A 14,292-nucleotide genomic window follows, 5' to 3' on the forward strand; every position below is an offset into this window, starting at 1 on the left:
CGCCAAGCCGTGTTCAATTTGCCGTGATCGGCGAAGCGCGCTTCTACATCAAAGTTGCACCGCAATATAGTGTGAAAGTTGCAAGATCATTGCCCCGGCGGACAAGATGCGCCCGCCGCGGCCCAGTCTTCGATCGCTTGATAGGTCGCTTCGGCAGAGTCCGGAGCCGGTTCACGATCCGGCCCCGGCGCCCAGCCCCAGGCGACCAATCTGTCGTCGCGAACATGCAGCGCGATGTCCTTCAAGCTGCGGTTGCCATTGCGCAGGGGATCCTTGATCTGGGCGCAGATTTCGGCCGAGGATTTGCCGAACCAGGCCATCTCGGCCGGCGCCAGATGCCAGTTCTCGGCCCCGGGCGGCCCGTGCAATGCCTTGGAATTGCTGGAGAAATGGCAAGCCGTGCAGCGCAGGCCCGGATTGCCGAAGCCCGACCCGTCAGCACCGCGCTGGACATTGAAGGCGTGAACGCGCGTACCGCCATAGTGCGCGCCCGACCATCGCGGCCGGTCGTCCGCGACATGACAGTCGGCGCAGCGCGGATGCGAGAACACCGCATAGACCTTGTCCCATTCGGACAGGCCTTTCGCCGCGTCGACGGTCGCCGGCGCCGGCGTCTGGCTCTCTTGCGCAATCGCAAACGGCGCTGCGAGCACGAGCATGGCAGCAGGCGTCAGCATGATGAGGAGCTTCTTCATGCGAAGGCCACCGTTTTCGACAGCGGCAGCGTGCGGATGCGCTTTCCGGTGAGCGCGAAGATGGCGTTGGCGAGTGCTGGAGCCGCCGGCGGTGTGCCGATCTCGCCGACGCCGCCCATCTTGTGGAAATTTTCCAGGATGGCGACTTCGAAGACCGGGCACTGGAAGATCCGCATGGCATCGAAATCGTGGAAGTTCGACTGTTCGACCATGCCGTCGGCGAAGGTGATTTCCTGACCCATCGCTGCCGAAAGGCCGTAGATGGCGGCGGAAATCAACTGCGCCTCGATGATGCCGGGATCGAGCGCGGTGCCGACATCGGCGGCGATCCACACCTTCTCGATGCGGATGCCGGCCGGCGTGTCCGCCACCTGAACGATCTCGCCGACCCAACTGCCGAAGGACAGCGTGAAGGCCATGCCCTGGGCCTTGCCGGCGGGCAGCGCCTCGCCCCATTTCGCTATCGCGGCGACTTTCTCGACCACCTTCACCGCCGAGGGATAGGCGGCCATCAGTCTCTTGCGCATCTCGACCGGATCGATTTTTCCGGCGACCGCGATCTCGTCCATGAAGCCCTCATGGAAGAAGCCGTTGACCGAACTGCCGACCGAACGCCAGGAGCCGACAGGGATGGAGACCGGCGCCGCGATACCCCTGACCCGGTAATTCGGGATCGTGTAGGGCTGGTCATAGGCGCCGTCGACAATGGTCTTGTCGGGACCGAGCGGCGATATCGAGGGAAACAGCCGGCGCAGCGTACCGGCGATCACCGATGGCGAGGCCATCTTCATGTCGACCGCGATCGGCATGCCATCGTCACCGAGCCGCGCCTGGAACTTGCCTATTGCGGCCGGTCGGTAGGCGTCGTGGCGCATGTCTTCTTCACGCGTCCAGGTCACCTTGATCGGGCGTCCGCCCGTCTCCTTCGCCATCAGCGCGGCACACAGCGCGTAGTCCATCTCGACGCGCCGGCCGAAACCGCCGCCCATGAAGGTGGTGTGCACATTGATCTTGTCCTGCTCGATGCCGACCGCGTTGGCGCAAAGCTGCCGCACCAGGGTCGGCGCCTGGTTGCCGCACCAGATGTCGAGCACGCCGTCCCTGAACTGTGCCGTGGCGTTCATCGGCTCCATCGTCGCATGCGCCAGATAGGGCACGGCATAGTCTGCCTCGACGATCTTTTCGCGCGGCGCGTCGGCAAAGGCGGTATCGACATCGCCATTGTCGCGCATCACCGATCCCTTGGTGCCGAGCGCCTGCTTCAGCACGTCTGAAATGGCGGCGCTGCCGAGCGGGTATTCGGGATCGGACCACTGGGCGTCGATCGCCTCGGCCGCCTTGAATGCTGCCCATGTATTATTCGCGATGATACCGAAGCCATGGCCGTAATTCGTCTCGAGCGGCACGATCTTGATCACCCCAGGCATTTTCTCGGCTTTGGAGAGGTCCGCCTTGACCGGCTTCGACCAGAAGCGCGGGCTCATCTTGACCGTGCCGTAGACCATCTCCGGCAGCCGGACATCGATGCCGAAGATCGGCGCCCCGGTGAGCTTTGCCAGCATGTCGATGCGCTTCTGCGGCTTTCCCAGCAGCTTCCAGTCGGCCCGGTCCTTGAGCCTGACTTCGGCCGGCGGCGCCATCACGGCGGCAGCCGCGGCGACCGCGCCGTAGGTCAGCGATTTGCCCGACGCCTTGTGCAGGATCGAACCGTCGGCCGTTTCCAGATCGGCCGCCGCGACACCCAGTTTTTGCGCTGCCGCTGCGACCAGCATCTGCCGGGCAGCGGCACCCGCTTGCCGCATCTTGTCAAAACCGTCGCGTGTCGAAGCCGAACCGCCGGTGCCCTGCAGGGCAAGGAATTTGCCGACCACACCGAGACCGGAACGCACCGCCTGCGCGGTCATGCTTTCATCGAAGAAGGCGAACGGACCGCCCTCCTCGAGGATCGCGGCGTTGTAGTAGGCATGGGATGCCGGTCCATGCTCGACCATGACCCGGTCGAGCCCGACGTCGAGTTCCTCTGCGACCATGGCCGCCAGCGTCGTCGAAATGCCTTGCCCCATCTCGGCGCGCGGCGCGACGATGGTGATGGTGTTGTCGGCGCCGATTTTCACATAAGGGTTGAACGTCGCCTCGCCCTTGCCAAGCTCGGCCTCGAGCGGGTTCGGGAACGGCTTGCGATAGTAGTAATAGCCGACGGCAACGCCGCCAGCGACAGCGGCAGCGCCAATCAGAAACGTGCGGCGGGCGATCTTTCCGACCCTGGCCATGGTCAGAGCCCCGCCGTCTTGAGCGCCGCGGCCTTTTTGATGGCCGAGCGGATTTTGGGATAGGTGCCGCAGCGGCAGAGATTGCCGCCCATGGCGTTGTCGATGTCGGCATCGCTTGGGTCGGCGACTTCATCGAGCAGCGCCACCGCGCTCATGATCTGGCCGGCCTGGCAGTAGCCGCATTGCGCGACCTGTTCCTCCAGCCATGCCTGCTGCACCGGATGCAGTCCGCCTGCCGTGCCGATGCCTTCAATGGTGGTGACAGCGCCGCTGACCTGCCCAACTGGGAGTGAGCAGGAACGCACCGGCTGACCGTCGACATGCACAGTGCAGGCGCCGCAGGCGGCGATGCCGCAGCCAAACTTTGGCCCGGTCTTGCCAATGAGATCGCGCAGTGCCCACAGCAGCGGCATGTCCGGATCGGCGTCGATATCGAATGACTGACCGTCGACGGTGAGGCGCATGGGATACCCTTTGTTGTCGTCCACTGCCAAGGGCGAAGCGGCCTCCCGGCCGTTTCGCTCCGATACAGATTGACAAATTTCGTCATTTTGTCAATTAGGATTTTGCAGGATAGAATTGCTCTATGAACCAGATCGAAGACACCGCCACCGCCGATCCCAAACGCGTCCGTATTCTGGATGGCGCGATGAAGGTGTTTTTGGCCTATGGCTTCTCGCGCACCACCATGGACGACATTGCCCGTGCCGCCGACATGTCGCGCCCGGCGCTCTATCTCCTGTTCAAGAACAAGACCGACATTTTCCGCGCCATCGCCATGATGATCCTGTCGCGCTCGGTCGAGGCGGCAAGGTTTGCCCTATCCGGCGACGGCCCTTTCACCGAGCGCATGATGCGAGCCATCGATGAGGCCTTTATCTCGATGATGAGCGCGGTCGTTGCCTCGCCGCACGGCGCCGAATTGCTGGACATGAAATCGAGCCTTGGCGATCTGGTGGGCTGCTGGCGCGGCGGGCTTGGCCAACACATCGGCGCCGCGATAGAGGGCGAGGCAGCCAGGAACGGCGTCGATCTGGCGGCCAGGGGCCTGTCGGCGCAACTGCTTGCCGACATGCTGCTCGACGGGCTGGAAGGCATGAAGGCGCGGATCAGAGATCCGGAAGGGCAGCGGCAGGCAGCCGCTGCCCTGATCAGGGTGATCGACCTGACCTTGAAAGCATGATTGCGGACCAATCGATGCACATCGATTGGTCGCTCAGGCGCGCCGGCGCTCTGCCTCCGGGTTCTTGCGGGCCGCAAGAAATTCCTTGACCCGCCGGCCGGGTGCCGGACCGCGCACCGGCTTGTAGCCGTCATCCAGTTCGCCGGAGAGATCGAGCGTCGGTCGCTTGCCGACGGCGTCGTAATTCTCTTCCAGCCAGTCGCTGGCGGCGGTGCGGCCGAGATCTCTGAGGTAGGTCAGAAACGCCCATTCGGCGTTGACCTTCGAGGACGCCGACAGGTCCTTGAACGCCTCGTCGGCATCGATGCGGTGCATGCGGATGTCGCGATACTCGCCATGCGGCAGACGGCCGGCGGCGATCAGCTCCTTGACGAAGGCAATCGAGCGGAATTCGCGCAGCAGCCCGGCGTTGAAGGTGATCTCGTCGATGCGGTTCTGGATCTCGTTGGCGCTTCTTGGTGTTCCCTCGCGCACCACCGGATTGATCTGCACCAGAAGCACGTCCTCGGTCGCGGCCGTCTTGAAGAACGGATAAAGCGCCGGATTGCCGCCATAGCCGCCATCCCAATAGGGCACGCCCTTGATCTCGACGGCGCGGAACAATTGCGGCAGGCAGGCCGAGGCCATCACCGTATCGAGGTCGATCTCCCCGTCGGAAAAGACGCGCAACTGTCCGGTCTCGACATTGGTCGCCGAGATGAACAGTTCCATCGACTTGCAGGCGCGGACGTTCTCGAAATCGATCTCCTGCTGCACCACGTCGCGCAGCGGATTGAGGCCGAGTGGGTTGGCGACATAGGGCGAGAACACCCGCGACATGGTATCGAAGAAGAGATAGCCGGGCGTGTTCTCGATCGACCAGTTGCCCCAGGCGACGTCCCACGGCATGCGCTGCACCGGGCTGAACCGCCCCTTGGCCGCCACCGCGCGCCAGAAATCGTCAAGTTTTTGCCGCGCGCCTTCGACACCGCCGCGCACATATCCGTCGGCCAGCGCCACCGCGTTCATGGCGCCGGCGCTGGTGCCGGACACTGCTGATATCTCCAGCCGTCCGTCCTCCAGCAGCCGGTCGAGCACACCCCAGGAAAAGGCCCCGTGCGAGCCGCCGCCCTGAAGCGCTACGTTGATCTTCTTCGTCTCCTCCGCCTTGCCGTTCTTGGTCATGGCGTCGTCCTTGATCTGTCCCTTTGGGTGGATGAGAGAGTTTTGCGCCTCACGCGGCGGTCCAGCCGCCATCGACCGAGAGATGCGTGCCGTTGACCTGCGCTGCCGCGTCCGAGCACAGGAACACCGCCGCTGCCGCGATCTGCTCCACCGTGACAAATTCCTTGGTCGGCTGCTTGTCCAGCATGACCTCACGGACGACGGTCTCGCGGTCCATCTGATGGGCTTTCATCTGGGCGGGGATCTGCGCCTCGACCAGCGGCGTCAGCACATAGCCGGGGCAGATGGCGTTGCAGGTGATTTTTTCGCGCGCCAGTTCGAGCGCAACGGTTTTGGTCAATCCCATGATGCCGTGCTTGGCCGAGACATAGGCCGATTTGAACGGCGACGCGACCAGGCCATGCGCCGAGGCGATGTTGACAATCCGGCCGCCGCCGGCCTTTTTCATCAGCGGGATGGCGGCCGCGATGGTGTGGAACGCCGACGACAGGTTGATGGCAATGATGGCGTCCCATTTCTCGATCGGGAACTCTTCCACCGGCGCGACATGCTGGATGCCTGCATTGTTGACGAGAATATCGACCGAACCGAATGTCTCGGCCGCCTTGGCGATCAGCGCCCGGCATTCGGCCGGCTTCGACATGTCGGCCTTGATATAGGCCGTCTTCACCTTGTGCTGTCTGGCGATCGCGTCAGCGATGGCGTGGTCGGCAGCCGTGTCGGAGAAGGAGTTGACGACGACATTATGGCCTTCGGCCGCCAACGCCTGGGCGATGGCCAGGCCAATGCCCGATGTGGAGCCGGTGATGACTGCGGTTTTTCTGGCGGCCAAGGTCGAAATCCTCTGGTTGCGGCAAGAGCGATCTTATGTTGCAGTGCAGCATATATGCTCAATGCGACGCAATAACAGCGGCCAGAATTTTTCGACGAGATGAAATTTTCGTCATGGGCGGCCACACGGCCGCTCACCAGGAGGATTCTGATCGGATCGGTGTCGCTCGCCAGGCGCCGAAAGAACCTCAGGCGACCAGGTCCGGCACCGGCCCGACATAGCGCGACTGCGGTCGGATCAGCCGTCCAGTCGTCTGCTGTTCACGCGCATGCGCGATCCAGCCGGCCACGCGCCCGGCGGCAAAGACATTGCTGAAAGCTTGCGGCGGAAAGCCCGCCGCTTGCAGCACCAGCGCGGTGTAGAACTCGACATTGGTCTGCAGCGAACGCTGCGGCTTTGCGATCCTAAGCACCTCGAGCGCCGTTTGCTCGACGGTCTCCGCAAAGGCCAGCCGGCGACCGGTTTCGCCCTCGCCGCCGAGTTGCCGCACGACGGCCTTCAGCACATCGGCGCGCGGATCGCGCACACGGTAGATGCGATGGCCGAACCCCATGATGCGCCTGCCCTGCGCGATCTCGTTGCGCAGCCAGCCGGCGGCATCGCCATGCGCCTGGATCGCATCCAGCATCTCGATGACAGGGCCAGGCGCGCCACCATGCAGCGGCCCTTTGAGCGCGCCAAGCCCGGCCAGCACAGAGGATGTCTGGCCGGCCTGCGTGGAGGCGACCACGCGCGTCGCAAAGGTCGATGCGTTGAGGCCATGGTCGCAGACGGTCACCAGATAGGTGTCGAGCGCTTTTGTGAGCGCCGGCGAGGCGACGCGGCCGCTCAGCATCCTCAGCATGTCGGCGGCATGATCGGTGCGGCTGTCCGGCGCGATCGGCTGCTCGCCGCGCCGCAGGCGCAGCAGCGCCGGCGTCAGCACGGCGGGCGCCGCGATCAGCAGCAAGGCGTCGGTCAAGGTCTCGCCATCCGGCAGCTGCGCGATGCCGGCGCGCATGGCGCTGTAGACATCGAGGGGCGCCAGCAAAGGCAGCGAGGGCAAGAGCCGTTCGAACACGTCCGCACGCGCCTGTCCCAGCGCCCGCGTCAGTTGCGCATCATCGGGAAGGTCGTTGAAAAAGCCATCCAGCAGCAGCCTAACCACCTGGGCATAGTTCCAACGGCCGGCCAGTTCCGGCAGCGAATGACCTCGGATCGTCAGACGGCCGCCAAGACCATCCACATCGGAAAGCACGGTTTCCGCCGCCACCACATCATCGAGCCCATTCGCCATAGCCTGTCTCCTTGAAGCATTTCCGGATCGGAGATAGAGATGGGCAACGTTTCCATCAATCTTGATCAATAGAATCAATATCAGGGCTCGATATGTCCGAGTGGTTGTCCCGGGAAGAGGCGCTGGAGAGACTCAAGGTGCGGGCGCAGACGCTGTACGCCTATGTCAGCCGTGGGCGCATCGGCATGCGGCCCGACCGCGCCGATCCGCGCCGCAGCCAGTACCGCGCCGACGATATCGCCGCACTGGCGACCCGCCGGGCGCGCGGCCGCAGCCCGTCAGTCATCGCCGAAAGCGCCATCGCCTGGGGCGAGCCCTCGATCGTAACGGCGATTTCGACCGTCTCGCACGGTCGGCTCATCTATCGCGGGCAGGACGCCGCAGTGCTCTCCGGGCACGCCACACTGGAAGAAGCCGCCGCCGTTCTGTGGGCTCTGCCGAAACCGGTGGCTTTCGAAGCAGCGTCGCCGGACGCACCCCATCAAGCTGGCCGAGCCTCGGCCTTTGCGCAACTTGCCGTGCTTGCCGGCCAGGGGCGCCCGTCGCTCGGGCGCAGCGCCGCCTCGCTGCATACCGATGCCGCGCACGCGGTCGGCGTGCTGGCCGCCGCGCTGGGCGCACCGGCGGGGTCAAATCCCGTCCATCAGCGGCTTGCGCAGGACTGGTCGGTGGATGCCGGCCGCGCCGATGCGATCCGCCGTGCGCTTGTCCTGCTTGCCGATCATGAACTGAATGCGTCGACCTTCGCCGCGCGCGTCGCAGCCTCGACCGGCGCGCCGCTGGCCGCTTGCCTGCTGGCAGGGCTCGCGACGCTGTCAGGCCCGCGCCATGGCGGCGCCGGCGAGGCGGTGATGCAACTGGCGGAGGATGCGGCGCGGCATGGCGCCGATGCGACGATCCGGCGCTGGCTCAGCCATGACCGGCCGCTGCCGGGGTTCGGTCATCAGCTCTATCCTGACGGCGACCCCCGCGGGGCGGCGCTGCTGTCGGTGATCGAGGTTGACGGCACACTATCGTCGCTGCGCGATGCTGCCTTTGCGGCGACCGGCGCGCTTCCCAACATCGACTTTGGGCTGGCCGCGCTGACGCGCAGCCTAGGCTTGCCGCGCGATGCACCGTTCCGCCTGTTCGCGCTCGCACGCAGCGTCGGCTGGGCCGCGCACACGGTCGAACAGATAACAAGCGGAAGTGTCATCCGGCCGCGCGGCCGCTATGAGGGCGTGCTGGTGTAAGGTCGCAAGAACGCCAGGCGCTCAGGACATCGTGTCGAGCTTGCGCTGCATGGCCGCGATCTGGTCCTTCAGTTCCTGAAGATCGTCGGGCTTGTCAGGCGTTTCCTTCCTGGCCGGCTCGGGCGACGTCGCAGCGGCTGGCGTGGACCCCGCAGGCGGGAACGGCGTGAACAGCCGCATCGCATTCTGGAACATTTCCATGTTGCGGCGTGTCTGTTCCTCCAGCGCCTTGATCGGCGTGGTGATCTTCATCATGTCGAGCGGCGACTTGCCGAGCGCCCCCTTCATCTGCTCGCGAAAACGCTCCTGCTCCTTGGAAAAGGCAAGCATCGACTGTTCGAGGAAGCTCGGGACGATCATCTGCATCTGGTCACCGTAATAAGCGATGAGCTGGCGCAGGAACGGGATCGGCAGCATGTTCTGCCCGTCCTTGTTCTCCAGTTCGAAGATGATCTGGGTCAACACCGGATGCGTGATGTCGTCGCCGGTCTTGGCGTCCTGGACGGTGAACTCCTCGCCCTTCTTGACCATCTCGGCGAGGTCCTCGAGCGTCACATAGGTGCTGGTGCCGGTGTTGTAGAGGCGGCGATTGGCGTATTTCTTGATGATGATCGGATCGTCTTTAGCGGCCATCTACATCCTCCCGGGGACACCGGCGCGCCTCTGAGTAAGCCGCCGATAACGATTGTGCCTTTTTTGAGGATATGCGCAAAAGCCTCACAATTCCAAGCAGTTTGTGCAGTGCGGGATCACTAAATGCTGCATGGCAGGCAAAATATGCTGCGCAGCAATGGACGAATGGCCGCCATGGCAAGGCATGGCCTGCTTGCGGCGCATGGGCGCCATGCCCATTTCCGGTTTGACTTGGGGTTGGGAAAGGGCAAGAAAAGTCCCCAACGACAGAGCAACACCCTTGAAGTCTGGAGAAGAAAATGTCCGCTTCCATCGTCATTGCCAGTGCGGCGCGCACGCCGGTCGGCTCCTTCAACGGCGCTTTCGCCGCCACCCCGGCGCATGAGCTCGGCGCCGTCGTCATCACGGAATTGCTGTCGCGTGCCGGCGTCGAACCAGGCGAGGTCGACGAGGTCATCCTCGGCCAGGTGCTGACCGCCGCGCAAGGCCAGAACCCGGCCCGCCAGGCATCGATCAATGCCGGCCTGCCCAAGGAAACCACCGCCTGGGGCCTCAATCAGGTTTGCGGCTCGGGCCTGCGCGCCATCGCGCTCGGCATGCAGCAGATCGCCATCGGCGATGCCAAGGTGATCGTCGCCGGAGGCCAGGAATCGATGTCGCTTTCGACGCATGCCCAGCACCTGCGCGCCGGCGTCAAGATGGGCGACTTCAAGCTGATCGACACCATGATCAAGGACGGGCTGTGGGACGCCTTCAACGGTTACCACATGGGCAACACAGCCGAAAACGTCGCGCGTCAGTTCCAGATCACCCGCGAAGACCAGGACCAGTTCGCGCTCGCCTCGCAAAACAAGGCCGAGGCCGCGCAGAAGGCCGGCAAGTTCAAGGACGAGATCGTCGCCGTCACCATCAAGGGCAAGAAGGGCGACACCATCGTCGACCAGGACGAATACATCCGCCACGGCGCCACGATCGACGCCATGACCAAGCTGAAACCGGCTTTCGACAAGGACGGCACGGTAACCGCCGCCAACGCCTCCGGCATCAATGACGGCGCCGCCGGCGCGCTGCTGATGAGCGAAGCGGAAGCGGTGAGGCGCGGCATCACCCCGCTGGCGCGCATCGTGTCCTGGGCAACCGCCGGCGTCGATCCGCAGATCATGGGCACCGGACCCATTCCCGCCTCGCGCAAGGCCTTGGAGAAGGCCGGCTGGTCGGTCGGCGATCTCGACCTGGTCGAGGCCAACGAAGCCTTTGCGGCGCAGGCCTGCGCCGTCAACAAGGACATGGGCTGGGATCCCTCGATCGTCAACGTCAATGGCGGCGCCATCGCCATCGGCCATCCGATCGGTGCGTCCGGCGCTCGCGTCTTCAACACGCTGGTCTTCGAAATGCGCCGGCGCGGCGCCAAGAAGGGTCTCGCTACCCTGTGCATCGGCGGCGGCATGGGCGTCGCCATGTGTGTCGAAGCACTCTGAAGAAAGTCACTAAAAGGGCGGCGTGCATGCATGTCGCCCAAAAGCGCGCAGCGGTTTTGGGAACACCGACATGCATAAAACCAAACATCTGAAGCGCATCGCCTGAATCTACCTCAGCGCGACGCGCTTTAGCCGCCCGTTCTGTATCCAGTGCCTGCCAAGCCCGACAACAGGGCGATATCAAAAAAGGGGAAATGCATGACCAAGGTAGCAATCGTCACAGGCGGATCGCGCGGCATCGGCGCGGCGATCTCGATCGCATTGAAGACCGTCGGCTATTCGGTTGCGGCGAACTATGCCGGCAATGACGCCGCAGCGGCGAAATTCAAGGCTGAGACCGGCATTCCGGTCTACAAATGGTCGGTCGCCGACTATGATGCCTGCGCCGCCGGCATCAAGCAGGTCGAGGCCGATCTCGGCCCGGTCTCGGTGCTGGTCAACAATGCCGGCATCACCCGCGACGCCATGTTCCACAAGATCACGCGCGAGCAGTGGAAAGAGGTCATCGACACCAACCTGTCCGGCGTCTTCAACATGACGCATCCGCTGTGGAGCGGGATGCGCGACCGCAAGTTCGGCCGCATCATCACCATCTCCTCGATCAACGGCCAGAAGGGCCAGGCCGGCCAGGTCAACTATTCCGCCGCCAAGGCCGGCGATATCGGTTTCAGCAAGGCTCTCGCCCAAGAGGGGGCGCGCGCCGGCATCACGGTCAACGTCATCTGTCCCGGCTATATCGCCACCGAGATGGTCAAGGCGATCGACGAGAAGGTGCTCAACGAGCGCATCATTCCCCAGATTCCTGTCGGCCGCCTCGGTGAGCCCGAGGAAATCGCGCGCTGCGTCGTCTTCCTCGCATCCGAAGATGCCGGCTTCATCACCGGCTCGACCATCACGGCCAATGGCGGCCAGTATTTCGCCTGACGACGGCGATGTAGGCGCAGAGATCGACGGGCCGGCGCGCCGGCCCGTTTTCGTTGGCGCCATGGTCCTTCGAAGTGACAGCACGGCTGCTGACCCAATCCGGCACGCAGAGGTTAACAGCGGCCCGGCCGGCCTGTGCGAAACCAGCTTCCAAGCCTGTGGATTCTCGGTGGATAAGCTGTTCACAACACAAGATATTGAGGTGAACAAAACGGGAAAATTCCGCCATCACTGATTCGTCGCCGATTCGTTCCGGCTTTGAGCTGAACGTTAACGACGACAGCCGGAATCCCCTGCCAATTGCTTAACGCAGATTAAGAAAGATCAACAATTTCATAACCTTGGTCGAGGCACGCCAAGCCATTGTGATCGTTTATCGGCAAAGGTTAATGGCAATGCCCTCTTAGCACGAAACGGGCCAGTTCAGCGATTCAGCATGTGGTGCGTGTCGTGGTCGCGAAATCCACATATAGCCGTGAACAAAAGCTGAATCTGCAGGAGTCACTGATTCGTCGCCGATTCGTTCCAGACTCGTTCTATCCGTTAATCCGCATCTGATTGAGAGCTTGACAGAACCACCTTCTGGCCGCCGACGGAACATTCCGCTTTCGCTTCGCGCCCGAAATCCCTATGTGTCGCCTGTCATACGCGCCCATTTGAGGCACGCTCCCGACAACCAGAGGCCAGAAGCCTTATCTCCAGGTCCCGGAAGCCTTATTCTAGGTTGATGAACATCCAGCCCAAACACACTGAGCCGCTGATCCTGTCGGGCCGCGACGTGACCGCCGTGCTCGGGCCGACCAACACCGGCAAGACCCATCTCGCCATCGAGCGCATGGTGGCGCATGAGAGTGGAATCATCGGCCTGCCGCTCAGGCTTCTGGCGCGCGAGGTCTACGCCCGCGTCTGCGAAAAGGTCGGCGCCCACAAGGTTGCGCTGATTACCGGCGAGGAAAAGATCCAGCCACCGGGCGCCAAATATTCGGTCTGCACCGTCGAGGCCATGCCGCGCGAGACCGACGCCGCCTTCGTCGCCATCGACGAGGTGCAGCTCGCCGGCGACCTCGAGCGCGGCCACATCTTCACCGATCGCATCCTGCACCTGCGCGGCCGCCAGGAAACGCTGCTGCTGGGCGCCGCCACCATGCAAAGTATCCTGCAGCGCCTGCTGAGGGGTGTCTCGGTGGTGACGCGGCCGAGGCTGTCGCATCTTGCCTATGCCGGCTCCAAGAAGCTGACCCGCCTGCCGCGGCGCACGGCGATCGTCGCCTTTTCCGCCGACGAGGTCTACGCCATCGCTGAGTTGATCCGCCGCCAGCAGGGCGGTGCCGCCGTCGTGCTCGGCGCGCTCTCGCCGCGCACCCGCAACGCCCAGGTGGCGCTGTTCCAGTCCGGCGATGTCGACTACCTCATCGCCACCGATGCCATCGGCATGGGTCTCAACCTCGATCTCGACCACGTCGCCTTCGCCCAGAATCGCAAGTTCGACGGCTTCCAGTACCGCAATCTGACGGCGGCCGAGCTTGGCCAGATCGCCGGCCGCGCCGGCCGGCATCTGCGCGACGGCACGTTCGGTGTCACCGGCCAGGTCGACCCGCTGGACGAGGATCTGATCAAGAAGATCGAAGGCCACGACTTCGACCCGGTGAAGGTGCTGCAATGGCGCACCGCACATTTCGACTTTGCCAGCCTCGACGCGCTGAAGCGCTCGATCGAAACCAACGCCCCGGTCGAGGGACTGACACGGGCATTGCCTGCCGTCGATGCACAGGCGCTCGAGCATCTGTCGCGCGACGAGGACATCCGCGCACTCACCACCAATGCCAAGCGCGTGGCGCTGCTGTGGGAAGCCTGCGCGCTGCCCGACTACCGCAGGATCGCGCCGGCCCAGCATGCCGACCTCATTGCCTCGATCTACACGGACCTCGCACGCCACGGCCATGTCGACGAGAATTACATGGCCGAGCAGGTGCGCCGCGCCGACACAACAGAGGGCGACATTGATACGCTCTCGCATCGCATTGCCCAGATCCGCACCTGGACATTCGTGTCGAACCGGCCCGGCTGGCTGGCCGATCAGGCACACTGGCAGGAAAAGACGCGCGAAATCGAAGACAGATTGTCGGATGCGCTGCATGAGCGGTTGACGAAACGCTTCGTAGACCGCAGGACTTCCGTCCTCATGCGGCGCCTTAGAGAAAATACCATGCCTGAAGCCGAAATTAGTTCTACCGGAACCGTCCTTGTCGAAGGCCACCATGTCGGCGAGCTGCAAGGGTTCCGCTTCACCGCCGACCAGACCGCCGGCGGCGAAGACGCCAAGGCGGTGCGCACCGCTGCCCAGAAGGCGCTGGCCGCCGAGTTCGAGGCGCGCGCCGAACGCTTCGGCGCCTCGGCCAATGGCGATATCGCGCTCGGGTCAGATGGCACGCTGCGCTGGATCGGTGCGCCGATCGGCACGCTTGTATCAGGCGAAGACGCGCTGAAGCCGCGGCTGGTGCTGCTGGCCGACGAACAACTGACCGGCCCGGCGCGCGACAAGGTCGCCGCACGTGCCGAGCGTTTCGTCAATTTCCAGATCGAGTCGCTGCTGAAGCCGCTGGTC

At 63.9% G+C, this 14,292-nt stretch carries 13 protein-coding genes; 5 read left to right on the forward strand and 8 right to left on the reverse strand.

Annotated features, from left to right (window positions below):
- Window positions 1–86: 86 nt before the first annotated feature.
- The 3 genes from EN955_RS22710 to EN955_RS22720 are packed head-to-tail and all read right to left on the reverse strand — an operon-like array spanning window position 87 to window position 3,429.
- The gene (locus EN955_RS22710) at window positions 87–695 is read right to left on the reverse strand and encodes a hypothetical protein (RefSeq protein ID WP_024502949.1); all 609 of its coding nucleotides are present in this window, start codon (window positions 693–695) and stop codon (window positions 87–89) included.
- On the reverse strand, window positions 692–2,965 hold the full coding sequence (locus EN955_RS22715; RefSeq protein ID WP_024502948.1) for a xanthine dehydrogenase family protein molybdopterin-binding subunit: 2,274 nt from the start codon (window positions 2,963–2,965) through the stop codon (window positions 692–694). The genes EN955_RS22710 and EN955_RS22715 overlap by 4 nt, the downstream gene beginning before the upstream one ends.
- Window positions 2,966–2,967: 2 nt before the next feature.
- A complete protein-coding gene (locus EN955_RS22720) occupies window positions 2,968–3,429 on the reverse strand; it encodes a (2Fe-2S)-binding protein (protein ID WP_013529191.1) in 462 nt (153 codons plus the stop codon).
- A 122-nt stretch (window positions 3,430–3,551) separates the two neighbouring features.
- Between EN955_RS22720 and EN955_RS22725 the strand changes: the two genes are divergently transcribed.
- Complete coding sequence (locus EN955_RS22725; RefSeq protein ID WP_013529190.1) at window positions 3,552–4,148, forward strand: TetR/AcrR family transcriptional regulator; 597 nt, start codon at window positions 3,552–3,554, stop codon at window positions 4,146–4,148.
- Window positions 4,149–4,181: 33 nt separating this feature from the next.
- Here the strand turns inward: EN955_RS22725 and EN955_RS22730 are convergent, their stop codons facing one another.
- The 3 genes from EN955_RS22730 to EN955_RS22740 form a co-directional block, all read right to left on the reverse strand.
- The gene (locus EN955_RS22730; protein WP_013529189.1) at window positions 4,182–5,312 is read right to left on the reverse strand and encodes a patatin-like phospholipase family protein; all 1,131 of its coding nucleotides are present in this window, start codon (window positions 5,310–5,312) and stop codon (window positions 4,182–4,184) included.
- A 49-nt stretch (window positions 5,313–5,361) separates the two neighbouring features.
- Window positions 5,362–6,153: a 3-hydroxybutyrate dehydrogenase gene (locus tag EN955_RS22735; protein ID WP_024502947.1), complete on the reverse strand. Its 792-nt coding sequence runs from the start codon at window positions 6,151–6,153 to the stop codon at window positions 5,362–5,364.
- Window positions 6,154–6,331: 178 nt separating this feature from the next.
- The gene (locus tag EN955_RS22740; protein WP_024502946.1) at window positions 6,332–7,420 is read right to left on the reverse strand and encodes a citrate synthase/methylcitrate synthase; all 1,089 of its coding nucleotides are present in this window, start codon (window positions 7,418–7,420) and stop codon (window positions 6,332–6,334) included.
- Window positions 7,421–7,512: 92 nt separating this feature from the next.
- Here EN955_RS22740 and EN955_RS22745 point away from each other — a divergent pair, with 92 nt between their 5' ends.
- Complete coding sequence (locus EN955_RS22745; RefSeq protein WP_024502945.1) at window positions 7,513–8,652, forward strand: citrate synthase; 1,140 nt, start codon at window positions 7,513–7,515, stop codon at window positions 8,650–8,652.
- Window positions 8,653–8,673: 21 nt separating this feature from the next.
- On the opposite strand, the gene phaR is transcribed toward EN955_RS22745, so the two are convergent.
- Both phaR and EN955_RS35905 read right to left on the reverse strand, forming a co-directional pair.
- On the reverse strand, window positions 8,674–9,285 hold the full coding sequence (gene phaR / locus EN955_RS22750) for a polyhydroxyalkanoate synthesis repressor PhaR (RefSeq protein ID WP_013529185.1): 612 nt from the start codon (window positions 9,283–9,285) through the stop codon (window positions 8,674–8,676).
- 84 nt (window positions 9,286–9,369) lie between these two features.
- Window positions 9,370–9,498 (reverse strand): hypothetical protein, encoded by a 129-nt coding sequence (locus EN955_RS35905; RefSeq protein ID WP_255337222.1) that lies wholly within the window; start codon window positions 9,496–9,498, stop codon window positions 9,370–9,372.
- 86 nt (window positions 9,499–9,584) lie between these two features.
- Here EN955_RS35905 and EN955_RS22755 point away from each other — a divergent pair, with 86 nt between their 5' ends.
- The 3 genes from EN955_RS22755 to EN955_RS22765 form a co-directional block, all read left to right on the forward strand.
- On the forward strand, window positions 9,585–10,763 hold the full coding sequence (locus EN955_RS22755) for an acetyl-CoA C-acetyltransferase (protein ID WP_024502944.1): 1,179 nt from the start codon (window positions 9,585–9,587) through the stop codon (window positions 10,761–10,763).
- A 198-nt stretch (window positions 10,764–10,961) separates the two neighbouring features.
- Window positions 10,962–11,687: an acetoacetyl-CoA reductase gene (phbB, locus tag EN955_RS22760; RefSeq protein ID WP_013529183.1), complete on the forward strand. Its 726-nt coding sequence runs from the start codon at window positions 10,962–10,964 to the stop codon at window positions 11,685–11,687.
- A 727-nt stretch (window positions 11,688–12,414) separates the two neighbouring features.
- On the forward strand, window positions 12,415–14,292 hold a 1,878-nt coding region (locus EN955_RS22765; RefSeq protein WP_206523756.1), incomplete at its 3' end, for a helicase-related protein.

The sequence above is a fragment of the Mesorhizobium sp. M7A.F.Ca.CA.001.04.2.1 genome (assembly GCF_003998485.1).
Taxonomy (GTDB): domain Bacteria; phylum Pseudomonadota; class Alphaproteobacteria; order Rhizobiales; family Rhizobiaceae; genus Mesorhizobium; species Mesorhizobium ciceri.